The 6,519-nt window shown below is 47.6% G+C and carries 6 protein-coding genes; 4 read left to right on the plus strand and 2 right to left on the minus strand.

The genetic code is table 11. The features are described from left to right. The 3 genes from ylqF to RMO35_RS06225 all read left to right on the plus strand — a co-directional run. Positions 1-850, plus strand: an 850-nt coding sequence (gene ylqF, locus RMO35_RS06215; protein ID WP_396135616.1) for a ribosome biogenesis GTPase YlqF, incomplete at its 5' end; no start/stop codon positions are given. A gap of 362 nt (positions 851-1,212) precedes the next feature. Next, positions 1,213-2,448 carry an RNA-guided endonuclease TnpB family protein gene (locus tag RMO35_RS06220; RefSeq protein WP_309739381.1) on the plus strand — a complete coding sequence of 412 codons (1,236 nt, stop codon included), beginning with the start codon at positions 1,213-1,215 and terminating at the stop codon, positions 2,446-2,448. A 44-nt stretch (positions 2,449-2,492) separates the two neighbouring features. Then, positions 2,493-3,614, plus strand: a complete 1,122-nt coding sequence (locus RMO35_RS06225) for a glycosyltransferase family 4 protein (RefSeq protein ID WP_309739382.1) — start codon at positions 2,493-2,495, stop codon at positions 3,612-3,614. Positions 3,615-3,784: 170 nt separating this feature from the next. On the opposite strand, the gene RMO35_RS06230 is transcribed toward RMO35_RS06225, so the two are convergent. Together RMO35_RS06230 and RMO35_RS06235 are read right to left on the minus strand one after the other, a co-directional pair. Next, positions 3,785-4,729: an FTR1 family protein gene (locus tag RMO35_RS06230; RefSeq protein WP_309739384.1), complete on the minus strand. Its 945-nt coding sequence runs from the start codon at positions 4,727-4,729 to the stop codon at positions 3,785-3,787. 307 nt (positions 4,730-5,036) lie between these two features. Then, a complete protein-coding gene (locus tag RMO35_RS06235; protein ID WP_309739385.1) occupies positions 5,037-5,750 on the minus strand; it encodes a response regulator transcription factor in 714 nt (237 codons plus the stop codon). 159 nt (positions 5,751-5,909) lie between these two features. On the opposite strand from RMO35_RS06235, the gene RMO35_RS06240 reads away from it, so the two are divergent. Further along, on the plus strand, positions 5,910-6,519 hold a 610-nt coding region (locus RMO35_RS06240; protein WP_309739386.1), incomplete at its 3' end, for a PAS domain-containing protein.

Raw genomic sequence — 6,519 nt, forward strand, 5'->3', positions numbered from 1 at the left:
ACCTGCGATTCAATGGTATCCCGGACATATTGCCAAAGCCGAACGCCAACTTCAAGAACAGGTCAAAAAAGTTGACGTGGTGCTGGAAGTTCGCGATGCGCGCATTCCCTTGGCAACTTATCATCCGCTCCTCACCAACTGGATTGGGAATAAACACAAACTCCTGATTCTCAATCGGGTCGATATGATCCCGCCAACGGTGCGAGAACTTTGGTTAGAATGGTTTATCTCCCAAGGCGAACAACCATTTTTCGCCAATGCTCAGCAAGGTACGGGGGTAGTCGCAATCTCCAAAGCCGCTCAATCAGTTGGCGTAGAAATCAACCAAAAACGCAAGGAGCGGGGGCTGTTACCGCGCCCGGTACGCGCCGTCGTGATTGGGTTTCCGAATGTGGGCAAATCTGCGCTGATCAATCGGCTCCTAAACAAACGCGTCGTCGAAAGTGCCAGACGTGCGGGTGTCACCAGAGCCTTGCGCTGGGTGAGAATTTCCGACCAATTAGAGTTATTGGATGCTCCAGGCATCATCCCCGGACGCCTCAACGACCAAGTAGCGGCTGTGAAGCTGGCAATTTGCGATGATATCGGTGAAGCTGGCTATGACAGACAGAGTATGGCAGCCGCCTTGGTGGAGTTGTGTCAGGAATTAGGTTACATCGATGGCTTTACCGCCCGCTATGGCAGTGCGCCGACTACTTTGAGCGGTGCGGAATACTTACACCAGCTCGCCGATGACAAATATCGCGGCGATCTCGAACGGACATCACATCTGATCCTCAATGACTTTCGGAAAGGGATCTTGGGCAATATCCCTCTCGAATTACCAACCGATCTCACTACTCGATCGTGATTAATCTTGCGCTGGCTCATTCCTGGTGCAAATCCAGTATTAGAAATACCCTTGTGACACTTGCACCACTGCCATACCCGATCTAGCTCACTAGTAAACTTTCCTGGTATATTTAGGCATTACTAAATATTTAACAAGACAGACGGGATGAAAGGCGCGTGAGAGCGCGACGTTTTCGGGGGAAGCTTCCCCCGAAAAGCTCGCTTGGGATTGCCCCGCTGACCAAATCGACATAACTCGTTCCGAGAGGCTTCGCCAACGCAGATCTCGACAATAGAAGGGGGGTATGACTGAGCGAACAAACTCCTTGTATTTTCCTAGCATCCTTGATACTCTGTTACCAGAGATGCCGATAACCGATAATGTATCAAGCCTACAAATTCAGAATCTATCCGACAACCGAGCAACAGACGTATTTTGCGGGTGCTTTTGGTTGTTGTCGTTGGTTCTGGAATTATAGCTTGAATCTGTGCCAGCAAACCTATAAAGATACTGGCAAAGGGTTGAGCAGAAGTGCAATTCAAGGATTACTTCCAAATCTCAAAAAAGAGTACCCTTGGCTGACAAATGCCTACTCTCAATCACTTCAAGTAGTTGCACTGAATCTATCTACTGCTTACAAAAACTTCTTTGATAAACGTGGCGGTTTTCCCAGCTTCAAATCGAAGCATGGTAGGCAGTCAATTAGTTATCCTCAGAATGTCAAAGTAGGAGATAGCTTTATCAAATTACCAATCATTGGCGAAGTGCATTGTCGAATTCATCGAACATTAGATGGCACTGTCAAAACTGTTACTGTTTCCAAAAATACTGATGGTAAATACTATGCTTCTATTTTGGTTGATGATGGACTGGAAATGCCGGAAGGCAATCTAGAAGCGTGGCGGGTCAACCGCGACGCAGGCAAGGCTATTGGACTGGATGTTGGGTTAATTGACTTTGTTGTAACCAGTGATGCTAGCAAGTATGCAAATCCTAAACATCTCAAGAAACATAGCCGCAATCTAAAGCGCAAACAGCAGAAATTAAGCCGTAAAGAGAAAGGAAGTAATACTAGATACAAGGCTAAACGATTAGTCGCCAGAGTTTATTCAAAGATAACAAGAGTACGCGAAGATTTCCTGCACAAGCTATCCCGCAAGATAGTAGACGAAAACCAAGTTATTGCAGTAGAAGATCTCAACGTCAAAGGTATGGCACGCAATCATTGTCTAGCTAAAGCTATCTTCGATGCTGGATGGGGAATATTTGGAACAATGCTCAAGTACAAAGCTGAGAAGTTAGGCAAAATCTACATCGAGATAGATCGCTTTTTCCCTAGCTCTAAGACTTGCAATAATTGTCTCCACAAAGTATCAGAAATGCCTCTGAACGTGCGTCATTGGGATTGCCCTAAATGTCATAGTCGTAACGATAGAGACATCAATGCGGCAAAAAACATCAGAGATGAAGCCTTGCGGATTCTGGCATTAGGAACTAGTGCTGCTGCCAATGGACGGAATGTAAGTCAACCTGGTAAGACTTCGGTTTTGCTGGATGCTATTCCGGTTGAAGTTGGAAGCCCCCCTCATACTGGTACTCCAGTTGAGGGCGGGTAGTTCACTATTCAAGTTTACTAAAATCCCGATCGAATTAACGAAAAATGCATATTGCGTGGCTAGGAAAAAAAACGCCCTTTTGTGGCAATGTTACCTATAGTCGAGAAATTACTAGTGCTCTAACTAATCGCGGACACAAGGTCAGTTTTATGCATTTTGCTGACACCAAAGCTGATGGCGATGAAGTGCCATTACCCTTTCTCTACAAATCTCAAGTATTTACGATCCCGACCATTAGGGCAAAACGGGTCTTAGAACGCTCCTTGCGCCGTCGGAAGCCGGATCTAGTTCATGCTTCGCTGAGTTTATCGCCGCTGGACTTTCTGCTCCCAGAAATTTGTCAAGAGCTAGATTTGCCGCTGATTTCGACATTTCATACGCCTTATGATGGCAAGCGACGCAACGTGACTTCGACTACGCAATTGCTAGCCTATCAACTATACGCACCCTTTTTAGCGAGATACGATCGAACGATTATTTTCTGTGAGGAACAGCAAGATTTACTCGTCAAACTCGGTGTATCTCGCGATCGCATTATTATCATTCCCAATGGTGTAGACGAGCAAAAATATACCCCCGGTGCAAGCAATATCAGAGCGGAGTTTAATGCTAGTCAAATCTATGTCTATCAGGGTCGAATCTCCACCGAGAAAAACGTTGAATCCCTCCTCAAGGCGTGGAAATACTGCAACATGAGCAATTACGGTTGCAAGCTGCTCCTCGTCGGTGACGGGCCGCTCAGACCCAATCTAGAGCCATTTTACAATACCGAGCATGGGGTCATTTGGTTGGGTGCGATTAGGGACGATGCCCGCAGGATCGAAATTTTGCGGGGCGCTGATGTCTTTATCCTCCCATCGTTAGTAGAAGGGCTGTCGCTGTCGTTATTAGAAGCGATGTCCTGTGGGGTCGCCTGTGTTGCGACTGATGCTGGTGCGGATGCTTCGGTGATTGCTGGCGGTGCTGGGGTTGTAATTAATACCCAAGGTGTTTCCGGTCAACTACGAACCATTCTCCCCGTCTTGCGCGAACATGCGGCATGGCGGCAGCTACTCGGCAGATCGGCTCGCGAGCGTGTTTTGAGTACTTATACTCTCAAAGGTAATGTCGATCGCATCGAAAATCTCTATGGTGAAATCCTAGCACCGATTCGCGCTGTCTGTTAGTTTGAAGAATCTCGATAAATTCAGGCATGGCAACCGTCAAGCTTGTTAGGACATAATATATCCCCGACTTCTCCAAGAAATCGGGGATATATTATGTCACAATCTATTTGATACCCCAATTCAGCAATGCCCGATCGATCTCCACAAATTGAGGTATTAACTTGAGTTGTCTAACTATTCTTTACAGGTACGGGCATATTTGAAAGCTTTGGTTTCTGGGGATTGAGACTGCGGAAATACATGCCCCCGATCGAAATCAGAAATCCGATGTAAGCTATTGCTTGAACCAGGTAGAGTTTATCGGTATAGCCAAATAACGCACTCAGTAGCAAACCAGGAAACTTATCCTCTGGCAGTACTTTACTCGCATTCCAGACTAATCCACCCAAGTTACAAGAATGCACTTTGGTAAATTTTTCATAGAAGACGCACATACCCGCCGATTGTCGATCGCTTTGCGCGATAGTCGCGATCGCCGTGTCAAAATGTCCCAATGACGATACTACCAAACCCGACACGATTAGCAACAACAATACACCCATCACCTGGAAAAAGCGACGGATATTAATTTTGATTCCCCACTTGAATAACAGTACGCCAATGCCAGTAGCAACGCTCAAACCAGCTACCGAACCGAGGGACGGAATCAACCCCTGCTGAAACTTCGCAACGATAAATAATACAGTTTCAAATCCCTCTCTCAAGATCGCCACAAATACGAGCGTAAATACACCCCAACCCGCATTCGTCGCCATTGCCTGCTCGATGGCTCCTTCTACCTGCGCCTTCATAAATCTGGCTTGCTTGGTCATCCAGATTAGCATCCAACTGAGCATCACGATCGCCACTAGCCCAAAAATCGCTTCGAGAAACAGTTCGAGTGTCGCTGCATAGGGATTTTGGGATTGAGACAATGCTTGCGCTGCCTGGGATAGAACTACCCCCACGATCCCACTCGCGGCAATCCCTGCTGCGACGGCTGCATACACCCATATTCGCAGGTGGCTCTGCTTGGCTTTTTTGAGGCAAGCAAGTACGATACCAACCACGAGGGCGGCTTCTACTCCCTCTCTGAGGGTAATGACAAAGGTCGGTATTGCTGAACTAAAATCCACGATCGATTAGGGGGTAGAGGGTAGAGGATAGATGGTAGATGGTAGATGGTAGATGGTCGGACTGGAAAATCCCCTCCTCGGAGCGAAAAGTGCGGGAACAGGGGTTTCCCCAAGTAGAGCACCTTTTCAAGACAGCGACGTTTTTATTCGGGGGTTCCCCCCGAATAAAAAAACGTCAAGACAGGGGTGCCCGTAGGGCGGGGTGGGTCGATCTCCGCCTCACACCAACTAAATTCCAGGTTCGATCGAACTGTCTATATATCCCCTCTTACCTCTCCTAACTCCCAACTCCCAACTCCCAACTCCCTTAACTAATAATTCCCGATCGCAAAGCTCTAACTGCCGCTTCCGTCCGGTCATCGGCACATAGCTTCGCTAGAATATTGCGGACGTGGGTTTTCACCGTCCCTACCGTAATAAATAGCCGCTCCGCGATCGCCACATTCGTGCAGCCAGCGACCATTAGTTCGAGGACTTCGCGTTCGCGATCGGTGACTGGATCTGATGCTAATACCTGCTCGTATTCCGGCTCTAACGACCTAATCTCGATCGTTTGTTTTTGGCTGGTGGGTTGGACGATACTCGATCTGACTTGGCGGAGGACGATGCTGGCAACTGCTGGATCGATCCACGCATTACCAGCGTGGGTCATCTTAATTGCTTCGATGAGTTGTTCGATGCCGATATCTTTCATACAGTAAGAATCAGCTCCCGCAGCGAAGGAAGCTAAGACGGTATCTTCCGTCCCGAGCATCGTCAGCATGATGATTTTGGTAGTTGATTCGGGATGGTCTTTTTGAAACTTCCGAAATTGTTGGGTTAATTCGATCCCATCTATGCCCGGTAAACCCACATCAACTAAAGCAACATCGACTTGAGTTGTTTGTAACAATGTCAATCCTTGAGTGCCATTGCTGGCTTCCCCGGCAACCTGAATCCCTTCTTGGATCTGCAACACAGTCCGTAGTCCGATCCGAACAACGTCGTGGTCTTCGATCAAAACTACACGGATATCGCTCATAATAACCAACCTTTAACCAGAGTGGGACTAAATGAAATCTAGTTTATACCTACTGTATCAGTTACACATACCCAATCGATTAACTACTTTTTTAGTGTTACGTATAAATGCGGTTTAACTACAATAATAACTTATTGAACTGGGAGGATAGTAATCAGTGTGAACCATTTTCCGGACAACAATGCCGATCGTTCCCCTCATATCGTCACCGATCCGATCGAGCGGTATCAGACTTTGATTCAAGGAGTTGCGGCAATCCTGTGGGAAACTGACGCTCGGGGGGAAGTTCAGGCGGAGATTCCCCAATGGTCGGCATTTACCGGACAACCGCTGGAGTCGATTCAGCGTGGGGGCTGGCTCAATGCCCTACACCCTGAAGATCGCGATCGTCTTAAGCTAGCTTGGCAGACAGCGGTAGATCGAGCCGCAATGGCACCTACAGAACACCTGACGTTTGAAGCCGAGTATCGCTTGCGTCATCGCGACGATTACTATCGCTGGATGCGAGTACATGGCGTACCTGTGTTCGATCCAGATGGTACCGTCCAAAAATGGATCGGCTTCCATACAGACATCGACGATCGCAAAAAGGCTGAATTAGCCGCAACAGAGCGAGCAGCAGAAATCGAGCGGCTAAATACATTATTGACCCAAATGATGGCACTAGTCGATCGCCGCGAACGAGAAATCGACCAATTTACCTATACGATCTCTCACGATCTCAAGGCACCCTTACGCGCGGTAACTAACCTCTCGCAGTGGATTGAAG

The sequence above is a fragment of the Chamaesiphon sp. OTE_20_metabat_361 genome (assembly GCF_031364565.1).

Coding starts and splice junctions, on each gene's coding strand:
- RMO35_RS06220 (WP_309739381.1), top strand. CDS start 1,213: ATGTATCAAGCCTACAAATTCAGAATCTATCCGACAACCGAGCAACAG.
- RMO35_RS06225 (WP_309739382.1), top strand. CDS start 2,493: ATGCATATTGCGTGGCTAGGAAAAAAAACGCCCTTTTGTGGCAATGTT.
- RMO35_RS06235 (WP_309739385.1), bottom strand. CDS start 5,750: ATGAGCGATATCCGTGTAGTTTTGATCGAAGACCACGACGTTGTTCGG.